Below are 18,518 nucleotides of genomic sequence, written 5' to 3'. Positions count from 1 at the left end.
ACGTGGCGCCGCATCACGCGGCGCCGAAACCCTGAGAGACCGCACGATGATGCCGACGCTATACGCCCATCCCTTTTCGTCATACTGCCAGAAGGTGCTGACCGCGCTGTACGAGAACGGCACGCCGTTCGCGTATCGCGTGCTCGCGCACGACGATCCGAAGCCGATGCAGGAACTGACTGCGCTGTGGCCGCTGAAGCGCTTTCCGGTGCTCGTCGATGCCGGCCGCACCGTGGTCGAGGCGTCGATCATCATCGAGTATCTCGGCCTGAACCATCCGGGCCCCGTGCGGCTGCTGCCCGACGATCCGCACGCGGCGCTCGAGGTGCGGACGATGGATCGTTTCTTCGACAACTACGTGTCGACGCCGCAGCAGAAAGTCGTGCACGACGCGCTGCGGCCGGAAGCCGAGCGCGACGCGCGCGGTGTCGCCGATGCGCGCGCGATGCTCGACACGTCCTATGCGTGGCTGGACAGGAAGATGGCCGATCGCGAATGGGCGGCCGGCGAGCGCTTCAGCCTCGCCGACTGCGGCGCGGCGCCGTTCCTGTTCTATGCGGACTGGACGCACCGGATCGATCCGTCGTTCGCGAACGTGATCGCGTACCGCAAGCGTCTGCTGGCGCGGCCGTCGTTTGCGCGCGCGGTCGACGAGGCGCGGCCGTATCGCTCGTTCTTTCCGCTGGGTGCGCCCGATCGCGACTGATCGGCACGGCCGTCGCGCGACGCGCCGCCGCCGCACAGGGCCGGCAGCGCGTGCCGGGGCGACGGCGGAACGAAAGCAGCGGCAGCATCGCGGCGTCTCCCCGTCACATCGTGTGGGTGGCCGACTGCGCGAGCGTCAGCAGTTCGTCGAACTGCGTGATCAGCTCGAAGCACAGCAGGAACGCGAGCGTATAGGCGGGCGCGGGGAAGCGCCGGATCATCGCCAGCACCTGCGGCGCGAAGCGCGAGCGGATCGCATCGCGCGTCAGCAGCCACGCGATCGCGATGCCGATCGCGGCGCCCGCGATCAGGTCGGTCGGGTAGTGAAAGCCGAGATAGGCGCGCGGCAGGCAGATGAACACGACCGCATACAGCAGCGCGAACACGCCGACGCGACGCGCGATGATGAAGATGCCGGTAGCGATCGCCATCCACAGCATCGCGTGATCGCTCGGAAACGAACTCCATGCCTGCAGCGTGGCCGCACGCAGTCCCGCCGACGGGAAGTGCAGATGCAGCTCGGGGTTGTAGATCGGCCGCACGCGGAACGGCAGCACCTGGGCGAGCAGCCGGCCGATCGCGAGCGCGATGAGCCCGCTCGCGATCGTCGCGACGACCAGCTCGCGCTGCCGCTCGCGGTTCGGGCCTGGCTGGAACCACAGCCAGCACAGCACGGGGATGAGCACGAAGCCCTTGAACGTGTACAGGCCGGCGATCACGCGGATCGCGTGATTCATCAGCGGGCCGAACGTCACGTGGGTGAGGAAGATCTGGATCGAGGTGTCGAAATTGTTCATGTTGTGCGGCCCCGACGGAGCCGCAGTGCATGACGTACGGCCGGCAGGATCTGGAAGCGCGCTCGCACCGGAGCGCAACGGGGGGCAAGTATGTCACCCGTTATTTCGAAGAAAATGCGAAAAAATACCGGGAATCCCCTGATAAAACGGGGCTGTGCAGTGGGGCCGGATGGGCGAGCGCCGTGTGGCGGGGCGCGTCGAATCGTCCGATGTTTCAGCATCGATGCGCACGGCCGCCGGAAAAATAATTGGTTGAACTGGACATTCGTTCGAGCCGGTGCGGACCTTGCACAGGATGGTCGCTTTTCGTGCCGAATGCGCACGAATCTGCCAGGCCGCGCAGCGTCATGCGTGCGCCGGTCGAAAATAAAAGAAAAGGCGGGCAAGCCCTGTGGGCCTGCCCGCCGTGTGCGTGCGATGCGGAAAATCAGCTGCGCCAGATTCGCACCGCGAGCGCGGCCAGCGAGGTGACCACGGCCAGCGCGGTCACCGCGTTCCAGCCCAGTTGCGCGAGCAACAAACTGCCGATCGCGGCGCCGGCCGCCATCCCGATGAACATGCCGACGAACAGCACCGCGTTGAGGCGGCTGCGCGACGCGGGGTCGATCCGGTAGACGATCGCCTGGTGTGCGATCAGCGTGGCCTGCACGCCAAGATCGAAGCCGATCGTCGCGACCGCGAGCAGCACGAGCTGGGCATGCGGCGACATCAGCGGCGCAGCGGCCATCGACGCGAACGACACCGTCGCGATGCCGATGCCGAAGCGCGTGACGTGCTCGGGGCCGTGATGGTCGGCCAGGCGCCCGGCAATCGGCGCGGCCAGCGCGCCGGCGGCGCCCGCGAGGCCGAACGCGCCCGCGGCCGCGCTGCCGAGGTGGAACGGTGCGCCGTGCAGCATCACCGCCAGCGTCGACCAGAACGCGCTGAAACCGATGGCCAGCAGCCCCTGCGCGAGCGCGGCGCGGCGCAGCGCCGGATGCTGGCGCCACAGCGCGCCGAGCGACCCGATCAGTGCGCGATACGGCAGGCGCGTGGTCGGCTCGAAGTGCGGCAGCCCGCGCGCGGCCACGACGCCGATCGCGGCGACGCTGGCGGCCGCGAGCGCGAACATTGCGCGCCAGCCGGCCGTCTCGGCGACGAACCCGGCCACGACCCGCGACAGCAGGATGCCGAGCAGCAGCCCCGTCATCACCGTGCCGACGATGCGGCCGCGATGCGCGTCGTGCGCGAGCGTCGCGGCGGCCGGCACGACGTCCTGCGCCATCGTCGCGGCGAGGCCGATCGCGAAGCTCGCCGCGAGCAGCAGCCCGAGCGACGGCGCGATGGCGGCGAGCAGCAGCGCGACGACCAGCGTCGCGGCCTTGGTTGCGATCACGCGGCGGCGGTCGAAGCGGTCGCCGAGCGGCGCGAGCAGCAGGATGCCGAGCGCATAGCCGAGCTGCGTGAGCGTCGGTACGAAGCCGATCGCGCGTGCCGATGCGCCGAGATCGGGCCCGAGCGCGCCGAGCATCGGCTGCGCGTAGTAGAGCGGCGCGACGCCGAGGCCCGCGGCGGCCGCGAGCAGCAGCACGAGCCGGCGATCGGGCATCGAATGGGCGGCCGGGTGGGCCGGGGCGTGTGCTTCGCGGGGCGCGGCATCGAGACGGGACGGGGTGGACATGGCGTGCATCCTGGGTGCGATGAAGGGATGGACGCGAGTGTGGCGGCACGCGGCCGGCCACGGTAGTGCCGCCCTGCGCAGATTTGTTATACGCTTCACGCATGACCGAAAAATCCCCCTTCTCCCGTGCTGCTGGCGGGTCTCCGCGCGTTCAGGCGGTGCCGGTGGACGGTGCCGGCTATCGTTTCGAGCTGATGGAAACCTTCGTGCGCATAGTCGAGGCCGGCAGCCTGTCGGCCGCTGCCGCGCAACTGCATACGACGCAGCCGACGATCAGCCGGCGGCTGCAGGCGCTCGAACGCTCGCTCGGCATGCGGCTGCTGCAGCGCACGACGCACACGATGCGGCTGACCGTCGACGGCGAGCGCTGCTTCAAGCGCGCGAAGGAGCTGCTGGCGAACTGGGCGGCGTTCGAGGCCGATCTGCGCGGCGCGCAGGAGGAGCCCGACGGGCTGCTGCGGGTCGCGGTGCCGCACGCGTTCGGCCAGGAGCGTTTCGTCGCGCCGCTCGCGCGGTTCCTGCGCGACTATCCGCGCGTGTCGGTCGAGTGGCTGCTGCAGGACGAGGTGCGGGATTTCGTCGGTAGCGGTATCGATTGCGCGATCCAGGTGGGCGAGCCGACCGATCCGGCCGTCGTCGCGATCCGGCTCTCGAAGGTGCCGCGCTTCGTGGTCGCCGCACCGTCCGTGCTGAACGGCGCGGACGTGCCGGCCGACCCCGACGCGCTGGCCGCGTTGCCGTGGCTGTCGCTGCGCACGTACTACCGCAGCGAGCTGGCGCTCACGCATTCGGTCACGGGCGAGACGCGGCGCATTGCGATCCGCCCGCGCTTCACGACTGCGAACCTGTACGCGCTGCGCAGCGCGGCGTTGCTCGGCGTGGGCGCGTGCGTCGGGTCGTCATGGATGCTGGCCGACCACCTCGCGCGTGGTGAACTCGTCCATCTCGCGCCCGAGTGGCAGGCCGCGCCGCTGCCCGTCTACCTGACCTACCCGCATGCGCAGTTCTATCCGTCGCGGCTCGTGCGGTTTGCCGCGATGATGCGGGAGGCCGTGCCGGGGCTCGTCGAAGGGCGCGACGCCTGACGCGGGATGCGGGATGCGCGGCAAGCGCCGGGCGGTGGCTGTGCCGTCAGCCGCGCCGGATCCCCTCGGGCAGCGCGCTGATGCGGCGCACCTCGGGCGACTCGAGCCACGCGCGCGACGTCGCGCAGTCGGCGAACATGTCGGTCGCATCCTCGCCCCAGAACAGGTCGCCTTCGAGTTCGAAGGTCGGCACGCCGAATACGCCGTGCGCGATCGCATCATCGGTGTTCGCGCGCAGCGCGTCCTTCACCGGCTGGGCGTCGACGGCCGTCACGCCTTCCGGAAAGCCGACGGCGTCGCACAGCGCGGCGAAGCCTTCCGGTGTCGACACGTCCTGGCCGTCGCGCCAGATATGCCGGAAGATCCGCCGGATCGCGTCGGGTGAGTTGCCCATCGCGATCGCGAGGCGCAGCGGCTTGATCGGATTGAACGGATGCGCGGGCGGCATCCGGAACGGAATGCCGAGCTTGTCCGCGCGATATTGCGCGTGTCGATAGGTGAAGACGCGTTTCGCCGCGATCTCGGCCGGTGCTTTCTGGCCCCAGTGTGCAAGCAGTGCGCCGAGCACGATGGGCCGCGGCTCGAACGCGGCGGCCGGTGGGAGCTGGTCGAACCGTTCCTGCTGCAGATAGGCGAACGGCGAAACGAAATCGAAATACCAGGTGGCGGTGCGTGCGGCGTTCATCGCGAGCGTCTCCTCGTGCGGGTCCGGATGGATCGGGTGCGGGCCAGTGTCGCACGCGGCGGCGTTTTGCGCCGCCGCATCGCATCCCGCCGCCGGCAGGAACGCTGCTACGCGGCCTCCACCAGCGCCGCGAGCCTTGCCAGCGCCATTTGCCAGCCGGTCTCGTTGTCGGCGGCCGGCACGCCGGGCGGCACCCCGTCGTGCACGGCGTCGACGCGCGTGCCGCCCGCTTCGTCGGACAGCGTGATCGTGATCGTCATCGCGCCGCGCAGCATCGGATCGTCGGTTTCGAACACGTCGATCTCGACGATCTGCTCGTCCGGCACGAGCGTGACGAAGCGGCCGTGATAGGTATCGGTGTGCGCGGTGGTCTTGCCGGTGCCGGCCGATGGCGCGTCGTAGCTCAGCGACACGCGCAGCGCGCCGCCTTCGCGCGCGTCGTACGCATGCACGCGGCAGGTCATGCCGTCGGGCACCTTCCATTGCTCGACCGCGTGCGGATCGAGCAGGGCGCGGTAGACGCGCCCGCGCGGGGCGTTCAGGTGCCGGCTGACCCGGGTCGAATGCGTGTGCGTGTGCAACATGTTGCCTCCCGCGGAGCGCGCGCGACGGTGCACGCCGGAGGCCGGCGTGTCGTCATGCTTCCTTCAGGAATCCTAGGCGCGCGTGAGGCGGCACGCAATGACCGCACACGCGGCCGCGCTCAGCGCAGCGCGGCCGCGAAGGCGTCGAGCTGCGTGATGCAGGTGTTCCAGCCCTCGAAGAAGCCGAGCGCTTCATGGCGCTCGCGCGTCGCGGCGTCCGGATGCATCACGCGCGCTTCGTAGCGGCTGCCCGCATCGTCGTCGGCCATCGTGATGATCGCCGTGAAGCCCAGCCACGGTGCCTGCGGCCGCCAGCCGCCCGCGAGCATCGAGGTGAACGCGATGCGCGATTCGGGCACGATCTCGAGGAAGCAGCCGGGATTGTCGCTCGAGCCGCCATCGGGGCCGCGCATGAGCGTATGAAAGGCGCCGCCGGGCCGCAGGTCGAACGCGCGCACTTCGGTGGTCCACGGTTTCGGGCACCACCATTCCTTCAGCAGTTCGGGGTCGGTCCACGCACGCCACAGCGCGTGGCGCGGCGCGCGCAGCGTGCGCGTGATGACGAGATCGAGGGTTTCAACGGGGTCGACGGGGCTTGCTGACATCTTGTTCCTCCTGGTGACGGCGTTCGACGAATTCGACGAGACGATCGGATCGGGCTTCCCACAGCGCGCGCTGCTCGGCGAGCCATGTCTCGGCCTCGCTCAGCCGGCTGCCGACCAGCATGCAGGTGCGCGAGCGGCCGGCTTTCCGGGTCTGCACGAGGCCGCTGCGCTCGAGTACCGCGACGTGCTTCATGAACGACGGCAGCGCCATGTCGAACGGCGCCGCCAGCGCGGAGACGGTCCGTTCGCCGTGGCCGAGCGCGCTGACGATCGCGCAGCGCGTCGGATCGGCGAGGGCGTGGAAGACGTCGCTGATGCCGGGTTGAAAGTTAGCCATGTGGCTAAGTATAGGGGAGCCGAACGGCGATGCAACGAAAATTTTCGTCGCGTAGGATGATGGGGCGGTAACACGCGCCGACCAGGCGCGGCGTTGCCGCGTGCCTGCCGCCGTTGCGCGAGCCGCGACGGCCGGCCGGTGTTCCTTCCGATCCGGACGCACGCCGAACCCGCGCGTGCGGCCCACCTGACTACCGGAGATGGCATGACCGAATCCGTTGCTGTCCGTCGCGTCGACGCGGGCGAAGCGAGGGCCTGCGTCGATGCGCTGGCCGATGTGCTGATCGATTGCGTCGAGGGCGGTGCGTCCGTCAGCTTCATGTTGCCGATCGCGCGGCCGACCGCCGTCGCGTTCTGGACCCGCGTCGCCGACGGCGTCGCGAACGGCGAGCGCATCCTGCTCGTTGCCGAGGATGCCGCCGGCCGGATCGTCGGCACCGTGCAGGTCGTGACCGCGCAGCCCGAGAACCAGCCGCATCGCGCGGATATCGCGAAGATGCTCGTGTCGCGGCACGCGCGCCGGCAGGGCATCGCCGCGCGGCTGATGGCGGCGGCCGACGCGGCCGCGCGCGACGCCGGCAAGACCGTGCTCGTGCTCGACACCGTGACGGGCAGCGACGCCGAGCGGCTGTACGAGCGGGCCGGCTGGCAGCGCGTGGGCGTCGTGCCGAACTTCGCGCTGATGCCTGATGGCGCGTTCTGCGCGACGACGTATTTCCACAAGCAGCTGGCGTAACCGGGCGCGCCGTGCATCCCGTTGCGCCGGCGCTCCTGTTCGTCACGCTCGCGGCCGGTGTCGCCGCGCTGCTCGCGCCTGCGTGGCTCGCGGCCGCGTGGCGGCACCGCACGCAGGTGCCGTGGCGCGTGTTTTTCTACGGCATGCTGACCTTCTTCGTGTTCCAGCCGGTGCTGCGCCTGTCGTGGCAGATCCCGCTGTTCCACTGGCTCGCGCACGATCCGCGTTGGCACCTGCCGATGCTCGTGTTCGCGGCGCTGACGGCCGGGCTCTTCGAGGAAGGCGGGCGCTGGGTCGCGTTCCGGTATCTGCTGCCGAAGCGGCATGACGCGTCGACGGCCGTGATGCTCGGGCTCGGGCACGGCGGGCTGGAGGCGATGTTGCTGGTCGGCGTCGGGTTTCTCGCGCTCGGCACGGGTTATCTGCTCGCGCACGCGGGCGTCGTGGTGCCCGAGGGCGTGCAGTCGCTGATCGGGTCGCAGTTCGCGGGCATGACGCTCGCGTCGCCGTTTCTCGCGCTGCTCGAACGCGCGAGCGCGCTGGCCGCGCATGTCGGGCTATCGCTGATCGTGCTGCAGACGTTCGTGCGCGGGACGAAACGCTGGCTGGCGTATGCGATTGCGCTCCATTTCGTGTTCGACGTCGTTGCCGTGCTGCTGACGCGGTACTGGCATGTCGATACGGTGCTGGTCGAGGCGATCCTGTTCGTGTGCAGTGTCGTGCTTCTGTGGCTGGGGGTGCGCTGGAGCCGCCGGACGACGGGTGCTGGCGACGCGAGCACGGGGCACGTCGCCTGATATGCAGGGCTCAGCTCAGCCGTTTGCGGCGGAGTTCTGCCGCGGGATGGCCGGCGCATCGCCCGTACGCCACCGGCTGACGAGACTCAAACCCATCCCGGCCGTGACGATCGCGATACCGGCAAGTGCCGGCGCATGCGGCCGTTCGCCAAGCATCAGCATGGCCTCGAGCGTGGCGAGCAGCGGCATCATTGCGGCGAAGGTCGCGCCGATTGCCGGGCCGAGTGCGACGACGGCCCGGCTGAAGCAGTAGAGCGCCAGCACCGACATCAGCACGCCCTGGTAGATCGCCTGCGTGGCGATGGCCGCGACCGGCGCATGCAGCACGGCGCCGCCGCGCACGGCCAGATAGAGCGGACAGTAGAGCACCGCCGAGCCGACCGCCACGACGGCCGTCGCGTGCAGCGCACTGGCGCCGGCGCGTTTCGTCGTGACGTTATAGACGGCCCACAGCAAGCCGCCGAGCATGAACAGCGTGAGCGCCGGCAGCCCGATCGCGCCGCGCAGCGCATCGGACGCGGCCAGCGCGATGCCGGCCAGGATCGTGACGATGCCGGCGATCTGCGCGGTGCTCAGTCGCTCGTGCGCGATCTGCCGGCCGAGGATGGCCGTGAACGCGATCATGCTGCCCGGCGTCAGCGCGAAGTAGCCGACCGGCGCGCGACTCAACGCCGCCGCGACGGTCAGGATGTAGGGCGCGCCGGCACCGGCTACCATCAGCGCGACCGACGCCGGGCGCAGCGTGCCGAGGCCGCGGCGCAGCAGGACGGGCAGCAGCAGCGTGCCGGAGACGACGAAGCGGATGAACGCGATGTCGTACGCATCGAGGGCCGAGTGCGTGACGCCGAGGCGCGTGACGACCGGGAAACCGCCCCAGATGAGCGCCGCGAGCAATCCGTAGCCGATGCCGGTGAGCCGTTCGTTTCCGTTCATGTCCTGTCCTGGTCGTGCGGCCGCTGCGGGCCGGTAGAGGGCAAGGATGCGATGCGCCCGGTAATGCGTCCAATATATTATTCAGGCGCAATTAGGTCGTAAAAAGTCTTTGTTTGGGCAGAGGGATAGATGGCGGTGGCAAGCGCCGGAAGGTCTCGCCGGTCGTGGCGAGCACCGGCCGTCCGCCGGGTTTCGGCCGGAAATGAAACAGGACCGATGACGTCGCCAGTCCGATATATTCACGCAGGAAAACCTCAGCAGAACACCCCGGAACCACCGCCTCGATGAAACGCTCCCATGTCGCTTTCGCCCTCACGGGCCTGCTCGTCGCGCTGCCGATTGCCGCGTATGCGCTCGTCAAGCCGCTGCGCGTCGTCGCGCCCGCGCTGGTCCCGGGCGTGTCGTGCCCGAGCGCCGATCTCTGCACGGACGATGCCGCGAAGCTCGGCGACGCGCGGCAACTCTATCGCGACGGCTATGCGCGCGCGGCGGCGGCCGTCGGCCCGTTCCAGGCGGCGCCGCGCGTGGTGTTCTGTTCGACGCGCGCATGCGCCGATGCATTCGGCGTCGGCCAGCGCGCGGCGCTGACGCTCGGGAATTTCGGCGTGGTCGTCGCGCCGCGCGGCTGGCAGACCTACTTTCTCGCGCACGAGCTGATCCATCACCGGCAGGCGGAAGTGCTCGGCAACCTGGCCGTCGCGACCAAGCCGCGCTGGCTGATCGAGGGGATGGCGTATTCGCTCAGCGACGATCCGCGCCACCCGCTGGCGGAGCCGTTCGAATCGTGGCGCACGCGTTTTGCCGCCTGGAATGCGGCGCGCGGTGCGCAGCCGCTGTGGGATGCCGCACGGGGAGTCGAATAGCGCGGCACGACGCTGCAGTACCGCCGCGCACGTCGGCACGCCAACACGCCGCGCAGGCCAACGCACCATGACGTTTTGGCGGGACTACGCCGGTGCGCCCGGATCGTCCCGCCTGTCGGCGAGCGTGTCCCGCCCGGCCGCGAGGATCTCGTCCGCCAGCGCCGGATCGGTGCCCGCAATCGCGCGCGACAGCACGAGCGCGCCGACCATCTGGCTGAAGACCGCGATCGCGTCGCGGCGCGTCTGCGTCGGCGTCGCGCCTTCCGCAGCCACCATCCGTTCCAGCCGGTCGAGATAGGTGGCGAGGCCGTGCGCATAGCACGCCCGCGCCGCATCGGTCAGTCGCGGCGCATCGCCCGCGAAACCGGACAGCGGACAGCCGGCCTCGACGTTGTCGCGATGCGCGGCCGACAGATACAGCGCCACCTGCGCATCGAGACTGCCGGCGTTCGGCGAATCCGCGCGGTCCTGCATCGCCTTTTCCATCACTTCGGCGACCAGCGCGTCTTTCGACTTGAAGTGGTTGTAGAAGCCGCCCTGCGTGAAGCCGGCTTCCTTCATCAGCTCCGTGAGCCCTACCGCGTCGACGCCGCGCACGCGGAACAGCCGCTCGGCGGCCGCGACGATCGCGCTCCGGTTCTCGGCAGCCTGCTGTCTTGACACACCCATAGATCCCTCCCTGATTTTGCCGATCGCGTCGATTGGAAAACACAATAGCGATCACCATTGACATGGGTGAATTGCGCGAACACAATGCACCGCAAAGACAATGGTGATCGACATTGAAATCGAGTGTAGCCGACTTGGCGGAGGGTGCAAAGCCGCGGCCGGAACACCGGATGGCAATCGGTCGGCGTCTTTGGCGTCGCTGGGGCAGGAAGGGCAGCGGAAGGCTCACCGTCTGCCGCGTGGCGGCGCAACGGTTCGACAAGCAATGGCAGTCTGGTTTTCCACCGGGTCTCACGCGCGCGGCGAGCCGGCGCGCATGCGATTCATCATGCGAAAGGAAGCATCATGAAGATCGAAGGTGCAGTCGTGTTCGTGACGGGCGCAAACCGCGGGCTCGGGCTCGAGTTTGCGAAGCAGGCGCTCGCGAGAGGGGCGCGCAAGGTGTATGCGGCGGCGCGCGATCCGGCCACCGTGAAGCTGCCGGGCGTCGTGCCGGTGAAGCTCGACGTGACCGATCCGGCGGCCGTCGCCGCGGCGGCCGATGTCGCACGCGACGTCACGCTGCTGATCAACAACGCGGGCATCGCGCGGCTCGGCAGCCTGACGGACGAAGGCGCGGCGGACGCGTTGCGCAATCACTTCGAAACCAACGTGTTCGGGATGCTGGCGATGTCGCGCGCGTTCGCGGGCATCCTCGCCGACCATGGCGGCGGCGCGATCCTGAACATCCTGTCGGTCGCAAGCTGGGTGAACCGGCCGATCCTGTCGAGCTACGGCGTGTCGAAATCGGCTGCATGGGCGCTGACCAACGGGCTGCGCCACTCGCTGCGCGAGCAGCGCACGCAGGTCGTCGGGCTGCATGCCGGCTTCATCGATACCGACCTGACGGCCGGCCTCGACGTGCCGAAGGCGACGCCGGCCGACGTTGTGCGCCAGGCGTACGAAGCGATCGAAGCAGGGGAGGAGGAAGTGTCGACCGACGAGCTCACGCGGCACGTGAAGGCCACGCTGTCGTCGGGCGTCTATCTGGAAGAACCGGCGCAGCGTTGACGTCGCCGGAATCTCGACCCTGCCGCCCGCGCTGCACACACGGCACGGGCGGCGGGCCGTACCGTCAGACGGTGGTGTCGATGATGCCCGGGATCTTCACGTCCGGGCTCACGTCCGCGTCGTAGTCGACGCCGGCGATCTCGAAGCCGAACAGGCGCAGGAACTCGGTCTTGTAGCCGGTGAAGTCGGTCAGCTCGTACAGGTTGTCGTTCGTCACGTGATTCCACTGCGCGCTGACCTTCGCCTGCACCTGCGGATCGAGCTCCTTGTAGTCCGCGCGCAGGCGGCCTTCTTCGTCGACATGCGGCGTCGCGCCATACAGGCTGTCCTTGAACAAGCCGTACACCTGCTCGATGCAGCCTTCGTGCGTGCCGTTTTCCTTCATCGTCTTGAACAGCAGCGACAGGTACAGCGGCATCATCGGGATCGCCGAGCTGGCCTGCGTGACGACGGCCTTCAGCACCGACACGCGTGCGTCGCCGCCGTGCGTGGCCAGCTTGTCGCGGATCGACAGCACCTTCTTGTCGAGATCCTTCTTCGCTTCGCCGATCGAGCCGTTCCAGTAGATGTCGTGCGTGATCTGCTCGCCGAGATACGTGAACGCGGTGGTCTTCGCGCCGTCGGCCAGCACGCCGGCTTCATCGAGCGCGTCGATCCACATCTGCCAGTCCTCGCCGCCCATCACGGCGACGGTGCCGTCGATCTCTTCCTGCGTCGCCGGTTCCAGCGTGACCTCGCGGATCACTTCCTTGTCGGTGTCGAGGCCGCGGAACGTGACCGTCTTGCCGATCGGCTTGAGCGTCGAGCTGATGGTTTCGCCCGTCTTCGGGTGCGTGCGGCGCGGTGCCGCGAGGCTGTAGACGACGAGATCGACCTTGCCGAGATCCTGCTTGATGGTGTCGATCGTGATCTGCTTGACCTTGTCGGAGAAGGCGTCGCCGTTGATGCTGCGCGCATAGCGCCCCTTTTCGGCGGCGAATTTCTCGAACGCGGCGCTGTTGTACCAGCCGGCCGTGCCCGGCTTCGTTTCGCTGCCGGCGCGCTCGAAGAACACGCCGAGCGTGTCCGCGTCCGAGCCGAAGGCGGCCGAGATCCGGGCGGCGAGGCCGTAGCCGGTCGACGCGCCGATCACGAGCACCTTTTTCGGGCCGTTGGCGATCGGGCCGTGCGAAGTCACGTAGTCGATCTGTTCCTTGACGTTGGCTTCGCAGCCGACCGGATGAGTCGTCACACAGATGAAGCCACGCACGCGCGGTTTGATGATCATGGAAACCTCTAGTCTGAAAGGCAGAAACGGCCTGAATTCGGGAAAATCCCGCGCATTGTAAAGGATGCGGCAGATCGCGGGCGGGCGCCGCCGGAACCTGGCGGATCGTTCAATTATTTCTCTCTTGACAGAAATAACTGAAATGCCTAAATTTCACGTCATGGAACTCACACCGATTGCCGAACGATTCATTCTCCACTGGGGCGAAATGGGCTCACGGTGGGGCGTCAACCGCACCGTCTCGCAGATCCACGCGCTGCTCTATCTGGCCGGCCGGCCGATCGCGGCCGACGAGATCGCCGAGACGCTGAACGTGGCGCGCTCCAACGTCAGCACGAGCCTGAAGGAACTGCAGGCGTGGCGGCTGGCGAAGGTCGTGCATGTGCTGGGCGACCGCCGCGACCACTTCGAGACGTCGACCGACATCTGGGAACTGTTCAAGCTGATCGTCGAAGGGCGGCGCCAGCGCGAGATCGAACCGACGCTCACGGTGCTGCGCGACTGCCTGACGAATCCCGAGATTGCGAACGAGAGCCGCGAGACCGAGCAGCGCATCCGCGACACGCTGCAGTTCGTCGAGACGCTCACGACCTGGTCGGACGAGATGCTGCGGCTCAAGCCCGATACGCTGATGAAGGCGCTCGGCATCGGCGCGAAGATCAGCCAGACGGTCAGGCGCAAGCCGTCGAAGTAAGCGGTACGCGCAGTGCGGGCAGACAGCCCGCTTTTTTTGGGGTCGTTATTTCTGTTTGTACAGAAATAACTGTAAATAAAGGATGAAAATGGACACTGTCTTGCCGTCGACCTGCCCGCGTGGCGGCACCGGCGCGCGCAGCATGACCGTCCTCGTGTGCGGCGCGAACGGCTTCATCGGGCGGGCACTGTGCGCGCAGCTCGAAGCCGGCGGCCATCGCGTGCTGCGCGGTGTGCGTCATGCGGCCGGCCCGTACGACGTCGCGATCGACTTTGCGAAGGACATCGACCCTGACGCGTGGCTCGCGCGGCTGGCGGGCGTCGACGTGGTGATCAATGCGGTCGGCATCCTCGCCGATCGGCGCGGCGCGACGCTCGACGCCGTGCATCGCGCCGCGCCGTGCGCGCTCTTCACCGCGTGCTGCCGCGCCGGCGTGCGGCGCGTGATCCAGATCTCGGCGCTCGGTGTCGAGCGTGGCGATACGCGCTACTTCGCGAGCAAATACGCGGCCGACCGCTTCCTGCAGACGCTGCCGATCGACTTCCGGATCGTGCGCCCCGCGCTCGTCTACGGCACGGACGGCGCTTCGGCGCGGTTTTTCCGGATGCTCGCGAGCCTGCCCGTGCAGGTGCTGCCGGCGGGCGGCCATCAGCGGCTGCGACCCGTGCACGTCGACGATCTCGCCGAAGTCGTCGCGCGATGCGTCGATGCGCCGGCGGCGGGCAACCCGGTGATCGACGTAGTCGGCAACGATGAAGTCGAATACCGCGAGATGCTGGCCCGCTACCGTGCCGCGCTGGGGTTTCCGCCTGCCGCGCGCGTGACGCTGCCGGGCCCGCTGGCCGGCGTGGCGGCCACGGTGTTCGGCAGGCTGCCGGGCGCGATGTTCACGCGCGACACGTGGACGATGCTGCGCGGCGGGAACACCGGCGATCCGGCAGCGGCCACGGCCCTGCTCGGTCGGCCGCCGCGCGGGATCGACGGCTTCATCGGCGCGCAAGCGGCCGCGCTGCGCCGCGACGCGCTCGCGATGTGGCGTCGTCCGCTGCTGCGCGGCGCGCTGGCGATCGTGTGGATCTGGACGGCCATCGCCAGCGCGTTCATCCATCCGCTGCACGCGAGCCTCGCGCTGCTTGCGCCGGCGCATCTGACCGGGCTGCCTGCGCTGATCGCGCTCTATGCGGCCAGCGCGCTGGACTTCGGGTTCGGCATCGCGACCGTCGTCGCGCCGTCGCGCCGCCTGTGGGTCGCGCAAGCCGCGCTGATCGTCGCGTATTCGGCGGTCATCGCGGTCACGATGCCGGGCTTGCTCGCCGAACCGTTCGGCCCCGTGCTCAAGAACGTACCGATTCTCGCCATCCTGTTGATCCTTTTTTCAGAAGAAGAACAAGCATGAATACCTATCTCGTCATCAAGGCGCTTCACATCCTGTCCTCGGTGCTGCTGGTCGGCACGGGGTTCGGCACCGCGTTCTACCTGTTCTTCGCGAACCGCACGCGCTCGGTGCCCGCGATCGCGGCCGTGTCGCGCCTCGTGGTGCGTGCGGACTGGTGGTTCACGACGCCGGCCGTGATCTTCCAGCCGGCTTCGGGGCTCTGGCTCGCGCACACGGCCGGCTGGCCGTGGCATACGCCGTGGCTCGTCGCGTCGATCGTGCTGTATTCGATCGCCGGCGCCTGCTGGCTGCCGGTCGTGTGGCTGCAGGTCGAACTGGCCGCGATGGCGAAGCTCGCGCACGTGAATGGCGATGCCGCGCTGCCGGAACGGTACTGGCGCTATGCGAAGCGCTGGGAACTGCTCGGCTATCCGGCGTTCTTCGCGATGCTGACCGTCTACTTCCTGATGGTGCTCAAGCCGATGTAAGCGCGTCGTCCGCCGCGCGGGGGCGGCGGTAGGGCGTGGCGGAAAGCAGTCGATCGATTCATGAGGCATGCGACACAAAAAAGAAGGAATGCGAATCATGGAATCAAGTGAACTGGTGCTGTACTTCGACGGACGATGTCCGTTATGCGTGGCGGAGATCAAGCGTCTCGGGGCCCGCGACGCGCGACAGCGGCTGGCCTTCGTCGATATCGCCGCGCCGGGTTTCGATCCCGCGACGCTGGGCGTCGACCTGCCCGCGCTGAATCGCGAGCTGCACGCGCGTCTGCCCGACGGACGCATGCTGACCGGCGTGGACAGCATCCTGGCCGCCCATGCGCTGACCGGGCACCGCTGGCTCGTCTGGCTGCTTCGCGTGCCGGTCGTGCGTGGTGCGCTGGCGCCGCTGTATCGCCGCTTCGCGCGCAACCGGCATGCCGTGTCGCGCTGGCTCGGCTACCACGGCGAAGCGCAGTGCGACGGGGCGGCGTGCGGTAGCGGTCGCGGCCGAGCCGCCGAATCGACGGCGGATCGTCCGGTGGGTGACGCTGCGCGCCGCATCGTCGTGACCTGGATGTATGGCGCGGCGATCGCACATCTGCTCGTCGGCATGGCCGTTCCATGGATTGCTGGCGCGCCGTGGCTCGACGCGTATCACCGCGTGATCGAGCTGCATTTCTGGGCGGGAACGGCACCCGAACCGGCGCGCGCGCAGCAGATCTGGTGGATGTCGCTGATCGGCGCGACGGTGCAATGCGCGTCGGTCTGGATGCTGGCGCTCGTCCACCTCGGCAACCGGCTGCGTCGCCGCGAAGTGTGGGGATGGCTGCTGGCCGGCCTGCTGATCTGGGCGCCGCAGGACATGCTGTTTTCATTGCAGGCCCATGTATCGGGCCACGTGGCGATCGACGCGGCGGCACTCGTCGCGATGGTGCCACCGCTTGTCTGGCTTTGGAGGAGGGACACCGTATGAACACCTTGCCTGCTTACGACTGGGCGCTCAACCTGCTGATCGTGCAGGGCGCGATGGGCGCATTCGATACGCTCTATCACCATGAACTCACGCAGGATCTCCCGCACAGCCCGCGCGCGCGGCTCGAACTGGCGATTCATGCGGTGCGTTCCGTGCTTTACGGTCTCGTGTTCGCGTCGATCGCGAACGTCGCCTTTCACGGCGCGTGGGTCGCGGCCATCGCGGCGGTAGTGGTCGTCGAGGTGGTGCTGACGTTGTGGGATTTCGTCGTCGAGGACCAGAGCCGCAAGCTGCCGGCGACCGAGCGCGTGCTGCACACGCTGCTGGCCGTCAACGGCGGTGCGCTGTTCGGGATGATCGCGATGCAGCTGGCCGCGTGGGTGCAGGAGCCGACCGCGCTGCAGGCGCTCGATCTTGGCTGGCGAGGCTGGGTGCTGAGCCTGTTTGCCGTCGGCGTGACGGTATCGGGAATCCGCGACGGGATCGCGGCCTGCCGGATCGCGCGACGCGCGCCGGTCGCCAATCCGTTCGCGGGGCAGCCGCCGGGGAACGTGCTCGTGACCGGCGGAACCGGCTTCATCGGCGAAACCCTCGTGAACGGGCTGCTCGATGCGGGGCATACGGTCACGTTGCTGGCGCGCGATCCGCTGCGTGCGGCCTATCAGTTTCACGGCCGCGTGCGCAGCGTGACATCCATCGAACAGCTGCAGCCGCACGAGCGTTTCGACACGGTCATCAATCTCGCGGGGGCGCCGGTGCTGGGCGCGCGCTGGAGCACGCGCCGGCAGGCGGTGCTGCTCGCCAGCCGGGTCGGCGTCACGGAATCGCTGATGCGCTGGGTCGAGACCGCCGAGGTCAAGCCGCGCACGTGGATCCAGGCGTCGGCGATCGGTTACTACGGCGTGCGGGCTGCCGACGAGCGGCTCGACGAGCGCAGCAGCGCCGGCACCGGCTTCATGTCCGAACTGTGCCGGCAGTGGGAGCAGTCCGCACAGCCGCTCGAGCGCCACGGCATTCGCTCGGTGGTGCTGCGGCTGGGCGTCGTGTTCGGCCCCGGCGGCGCGTTGCGCTCGATGCTGTTGCCGCATTACTTCGGGATGGGCGGGCGATTCGGCGACGGCACGCAGGTGATGAGCTGGATCCACCGGGACGACGTGCTGCGGATCGTCGCGCGCGCGATGGCGAATCCCGGCATGCATGGCATCTACAACGCGGTCGCGCCCGCGCCCTTGACCCAGCGCGAGTTCGTGCAGGTCGTGTCGAAGGTGTTGCACCGCCCGGCCTGGCTGCACGTGCCGGCCGCGCCGCTGCGCGTCGCGATGGGCGAAATGGCCGAACTGCTGCTGGACGGGCAGCGGGTGATGCCGGCAAGGCTGCATCAGGACGGATTCATGTTCCGGTTCCCGACGGCCGAGCATGCGCTGCGTGACCTGACGAATCGGCCGCACGCGGATTTTCCGCGCACGGCCTGTCGTTTGCCGCACGGTCGCGTATAAACTCGGCGTGAACGCGTTCGGGACGTGTCGTGTGTCCCGGGCGCTCCGCATCCGACCTCACAAGGAGACTGCATGCTGCACATCCTCGGCAAGATCCCGTCCATCAACGTTCGCAAGGTGCTGTGGCTGTGCACCGAGCTGAACCTGCCGTTCGAACAGGAAGACTGGGGTGCGGGCTTCCGCACGACCAACGATCCGGCCTATCTCGCGCTGAATCCGAACGGTCTCGTGCCCGTCATCAAGGACGACGATTTCGTGCTCTGGGAATCGAACACGATCATCCGCTACCTCGCGAACCGCTATGGCGGCGACGCGCTGTATCCGGCCGAGCCGCAGGCGCGCGCGCGGGTCGATCAGTGGATCGACTGGCAGGGCGCCGACCTGAACCGCTCGTGGGTCGGCGCGTTCCTCGGCCTCGTGCGCAAATCGCCCGATCACCAGGATCCGGCAGGCATCGCGCAGTCGATCGCGGGCTGGACGAAGCACATGCAGGTGTTGAACGCACAGCTTGAAGCAACCGGCGCGTACGTGGCCGGCAACGGCTTCACGCTCGCGGACATTCCGATCGGCCTGTCGGTGAACCGCTGGTTCGGCACGCCGTTCGAGCATCCGGATTTCCCGGCGGTGTCGCGCTATATCGAACGTCTCGCGACGCGCGAAGGCTTCCAGAAATACGCGGGCAGCCCGAACCCGTGATCCAGCACCGGTAGCGCACGGCGCGGT

The 18,518-nt window shown here is 68.5% G+C and carries 21 protein-coding genes; 12 read left to right on the top strand and 9 right to left on the bottom strand.

What is annotated here, in order from left to right:
* Positions 1–46: 46 nt before the first annotated feature.
* Positions 47–706, top strand: a complete 660-nt coding sequence (locus tag LGN19_RS23800; protein ID WP_226217477.1) for a glutathione S-transferase family protein — start codon at positions 47–49, stop codon at positions 704–706.
* 103 nt (positions 707–809) lie between these two features.
* On the opposite strand, the gene LGN19_RS23795 is transcribed toward LGN19_RS23800, so the two are convergent.
* Both LGN19_RS23795 and LGN19_RS23790 read right to left on the bottom strand, forming a co-directional pair.
* Positions 810–1,502, bottom strand: a complete 693-nt coding sequence (locus LGN19_RS23795; RefSeq protein WP_226217475.1) for a phosphatase PAP2 family protein — start codon at positions 1,500–1,502, stop codon at positions 810–812.
* A 427-nt stretch (positions 1,503–1,929) separates the two neighbouring features.
* Complete coding sequence (locus tag LGN19_RS23790; protein ID WP_226217473.1) at positions 1,930–3,162, bottom strand: MFS transporter; 1,233 nt, start codon at positions 3,160–3,162, stop codon at positions 1,930–1,932.
* Between the two features lie 101 nt (positions 3,163–3,263).
* On the opposite strand from LGN19_RS23790, the gene LGN19_RS23785 reads away from it, so the two are divergent.
* Entirely contained in the window at positions 3,264–4,247 is a 984-nt protein-coding gene (locus LGN19_RS23785; protein WP_122948187.1) for a LysR family transcriptional regulator, read from the top strand.
* Positions 4,248–4,293: 46 nt separating this feature from the next.
* On the opposite strand, the gene LGN19_RS23780 is transcribed toward LGN19_RS23785, so the two are convergent.
* The 4 genes from LGN19_RS23780 to LGN19_RS23765 all read right to left on the bottom strand — a co-directional run bounded on the left by LGN19_RS23780 (position 4,294) and on the right by LGN19_RS23765 (position 6,458).
* Positions 4,294–4,932, bottom strand: coding sequence for a 2-hydroxychromene-2-carboxylate isomerase (locus tag LGN19_RS23780; protein ID WP_226217471.1), 639 nt, complete (start codon positions 4,930–4,932; stop codon positions 4,294–4,296).
* Between the two features lie 107 nt (positions 4,933–5,039).
* Positions 5,040–5,516, bottom strand: coding sequence for an SRPBCC family protein (locus LGN19_RS23775; protein ID WP_043181482.1), 477 nt, complete (start codon positions 5,514–5,516; stop codon positions 5,040–5,042).
* Between the two features lie 119 nt (positions 5,517–5,635).
* Complete coding sequence (locus LGN19_RS23770; protein WP_226217469.1) at positions 5,636–6,121, bottom strand: SRPBCC family protein; 486 nt, start codon at positions 6,119–6,121, stop codon at positions 5,636–5,638.
* On the bottom strand, positions 6,093–6,458 hold the full coding sequence (locus tag LGN19_RS23765) for an ArsR/SmtB family transcription factor (RefSeq protein ID WP_174958058.1): 366 nt from the start codon (positions 6,456–6,458) through the stop codon (positions 6,093–6,095). Before LGN19_RS23765 ends, LGN19_RS23770 begins: the two co-directional genes overlap by 29 nt.
* A gap of 204 nt (positions 6,459–6,662) precedes the next feature.
* Between LGN19_RS23765 and LGN19_RS23760 the strand changes: the two genes are divergently transcribed.
* A complete protein-coding gene (locus LGN19_RS23760; RefSeq protein WP_226217467.1) occupies positions 6,663–7,193 on the top strand; it encodes a GNAT family N-acetyltransferase in 531 nt (176 codons plus the stop codon).
* A gap of 11 nt (positions 7,194–7,204) precedes the next feature.
* A complete protein-coding gene (locus tag LGN19_RS23755) occupies positions 7,205–7,990 on the top strand; it encodes a YhfC family intramembrane metalloprotease (protein ID WP_226217465.1) in 786 nt (261 codons plus the stop codon).
* 15 nt (positions 7,991–8,005) lie between these two features.
* Here the strand turns inward: LGN19_RS23755 and LGN19_RS23750 are convergent, their stop codons facing one another.
* Positions 8,006–8,923, bottom strand: a complete 918-nt coding sequence (locus LGN19_RS23750) for a DMT family transporter (RefSeq protein WP_226217463.1) — start codon at positions 8,921–8,923, stop codon at positions 8,006–8,008.
* A gap of 284 nt (positions 8,924–9,207) precedes the next feature.
* Here LGN19_RS23750 and LGN19_RS23745 point away from each other — a divergent pair, with 284 nt between their 5' ends.
* On the top strand, positions 9,208–9,786 hold the full coding sequence (locus tag LGN19_RS23745; RefSeq protein WP_122948180.1) for a hypothetical protein: 579 nt from the start codon (positions 9,208–9,210) through the stop codon (positions 9,784–9,786).
* Positions 9,787–9,870: 84 nt separating this feature from the next.
* On the opposite strand, the gene LGN19_RS23740 is transcribed toward LGN19_RS23745, so the two are convergent.
* Positions 9,871–10,455 carry a TetR/AcrR family transcriptional regulator gene (locus tag LGN19_RS23740; protein ID WP_226217461.1) on the bottom strand — a complete coding sequence of 195 codons (585 nt, stop codon included), beginning with the start codon at positions 10,453–10,455 and terminating at the stop codon, positions 9,871–9,873.
* Between the two features lie 345 nt (positions 10,456–10,800).
* On the opposite strand from LGN19_RS23740, the gene LGN19_RS23735 reads away from it, so the two are divergent.
* Positions 10,801–11,505 carry an SDR family oxidoreductase gene (locus LGN19_RS23735; RefSeq protein ID WP_226217460.1) on the top strand — a complete coding sequence of 235 codons (705 nt, stop codon included), beginning with the start codon at positions 10,801–10,803 and terminating at the stop codon, positions 11,503–11,505.
* A gap of 64 nt (positions 11,506–11,569) precedes the next feature.
* On the opposite strand, the gene fabV is transcribed toward LGN19_RS23735, so the two are convergent.
* Positions 11,570–12,772, bottom strand: a complete 1,203-nt coding sequence (fabV, locus tag LGN19_RS23730) for an enoyl-ACP reductase FabV (RefSeq protein ID WP_226217458.1) — start codon at positions 12,770–12,772, stop codon at positions 11,570–11,572.
* A gap of 160 nt (positions 12,773–12,932) precedes the next feature.
* On the opposite strand from fabV, the gene LGN19_RS23725 reads away from it, so the two are divergent.
* The 6 genes from LGN19_RS23725 to LGN19_RS23700 all read left to right on the top strand — a co-directional run bounded on the left by LGN19_RS23725 (position 12,933) and on the right by LGN19_RS23700 (position 18,491).
* Positions 12,933–13,466 carry a GbsR/MarR family transcriptional regulator gene (locus LGN19_RS23725; protein ID WP_011353812.1) on the top strand — a complete coding sequence of 178 codons (534 nt, stop codon included), beginning with the start codon at positions 12,933–12,935 and terminating at the stop codon, positions 13,464–13,466.
* A gap of 88 nt (positions 13,467–13,554) precedes the next feature.
* Complete coding sequence (locus LGN19_RS23720; RefSeq protein WP_413227239.1) at positions 13,555–14,862, top strand: SDR family oxidoreductase; 1,308 nt, start codon at positions 13,555–13,557, stop codon at positions 14,860–14,862.
* Positions 14,859–15,329, top strand: coding sequence for a DUF2269 family protein (locus LGN19_RS23715; protein WP_226217456.1), 471 nt, complete (start codon positions 14,859–14,861; stop codon positions 15,327–15,329). Before LGN19_RS23720 ends, LGN19_RS23715 begins: the two co-directional genes overlap by 4 nt.
* Positions 15,330–15,426: 97 nt before the next feature.
* Positions 15,427–16,299 (top strand): thiol-disulfide oxidoreductase DCC family protein, encoded by an 873-nt coding sequence (locus LGN19_RS23710; protein WP_226217454.1) that lies wholly within the window; start codon positions 15,427–15,429, stop codon positions 16,297–16,299.
* Positions 16,296–17,795, top strand: a complete 1,500-nt coding sequence (locus LGN19_RS23705) for a TIGR01777 family oxidoreductase (RefSeq protein ID WP_226217452.1) — start codon at positions 16,296–16,298, stop codon at positions 17,793–17,795. Before LGN19_RS23710 ends, LGN19_RS23705 begins: the two co-directional genes overlap by 4 nt.
* Positions 17,796–17,867: 72 nt before the next feature.
* The gene (locus tag LGN19_RS23700) at positions 17,868–18,491 is read left to right on the top strand and encodes a glutathione S-transferase family protein (RefSeq protein WP_175222473.1); all 624 of its coding nucleotides are present in this window, start codon (positions 17,868–17,870) and stop codon (positions 18,489–18,491) included.
* Positions 18,492–18,518 lie beyond the last annotated feature (27 nt).

Source organism: Burkholderia sp. AU30198 (assembly GCF_020419825.1).
Classification (GTDB): domain Bacteria; phylum Pseudomonadota; class Gammaproteobacteria; order Burkholderiales; family Burkholderiaceae; genus Burkholderia.
Note: the sequence above shows the minus strand (reverse complement) of the source record. Positions and strands in the feature narration are given on the sequence as shown.

Coding starts and splice junctions, on each gene's coding strand:
- LGN19_RS23740 (WP_226217461.1), bottom strand. CDS start 10,455: ATGGGTGTGTCAAGACAGCAGGCTGCCGAGAACCGGAGCGCGATCGTC.
- LGN19_RS23705 (WP_226217452.1), top strand. CDS start 16,296: ATGAACACCTTGCCTGCTTACGACTGGGCGCTCAACCTGCTGATCGTG.
- LGN19_RS23790 (WP_226217473.1), bottom strand. CDS start 3,162: ATGTCCACCCCGTCCCGTCTCGATGCCGCGCCCCGCGAAGCACACGCC.
- LGN19_RS23710 (WP_226217454.1), top strand. CDS start 15,427: ATGGAATCAAGTGAACTGGTGCTGTACTTCGACGGACGATGTCCGTTA.
- LGN19_RS23770 (WP_226217469.1), bottom strand. CDS start 6,121: ATGTCAGCAAGCCCCGTCGACCCCGTTGAAACCCTCGATCTCGTCATC.
- LGN19_RS23735 (WP_226217460.1), top strand. CDS start 10,801: ATGAAGATCGAAGGTGCAGTCGTGTTCGTGACGGGCGCAAACCGCGGG.
- LGN19_RS23775 (WP_043181482.1), bottom strand. CDS start 5,516: ATGTTGCACACGCACACGCATTCGACCCGGGTCAGCCGGCACCTGAAC.
- LGN19_RS23780 (WP_226217471.1), bottom strand. CDS start 4,932: ATGAACGCCGCACGCACCGCCACCTGGTATTTCGATTTCGTTTCGCCG.
- LGN19_RS23785 (WP_122948187.1), top strand. CDS start 3,264: ATGACCGAAAAATCCCCCTTCTCCCGTGCTGCTGGCGGGTCTCCGCGC.
- LGN19_RS23760 (WP_226217467.1), top strand. CDS start 6,663: ATGACCGAATCCGTTGCTGTCCGTCGCGTCGACGCGGGCGAAGCGAGG.
- LGN19_RS23765 (WP_174958058.1), bottom strand. CDS start 6,458: ATGGCTAACTTTCAACCCGGCATCAGCGACGTCTTCCACGCCCTCGCC.
- LGN19_RS23715 (WP_226217456.1), top strand. CDS start 14,859: ATGAATACCTATCTCGTCATCAAGGCGCTTCACATCCTGTCCTCGGTG.
- LGN19_RS23800 (WP_226217477.1), top strand. CDS start 47: ATGATGCCGACGCTATACGCCCATCCCTTTTCGTCATACTGCCAGAAG.
- LGN19_RS23795 (WP_226217475.1), bottom strand. CDS start 1,502: ATGAACAATTTCGACACCTCGATCCAGATCTTCCTCACCCACGTGACG.
- LGN19_RS23720 (WP_413227239.1), top strand. CDS start 13,555: ATGGACACTGTCTTGCCGTCGACCTGCCCGCGTGGCGGCACCGGCGCG.
- fabV (WP_226217458.1), bottom strand. CDS start 12,772: ATGATCATCAAACCGCGCGTGCGTGGCTTCATCTGTGTGACGACTCAT.
- LGN19_RS23745 (WP_122948180.1), top strand. CDS start 9,208: ATGAAACGCTCCCATGTCGCTTTCGCCCTCACGGGCCTGCTCGTCGCG.
- LGN19_RS23725 (WP_011353812.1), top strand. CDS start 12,933: ATGGAACTCACACCGATTGCCGAACGATTCATTCTCCACTGGGGCGAA.
- LGN19_RS23750 (WP_226217463.1), bottom strand. CDS start 8,923: ATGAACGGAAACGAACGGCTCACCGGCATCGGCTACGGATTGCTCGCG.
- LGN19_RS23700 (WP_175222473.1), top strand. CDS start 17,868: ATGCTGCACATCCTCGGCAAGATCCCGTCCATCAACGTTCGCAAGGTG.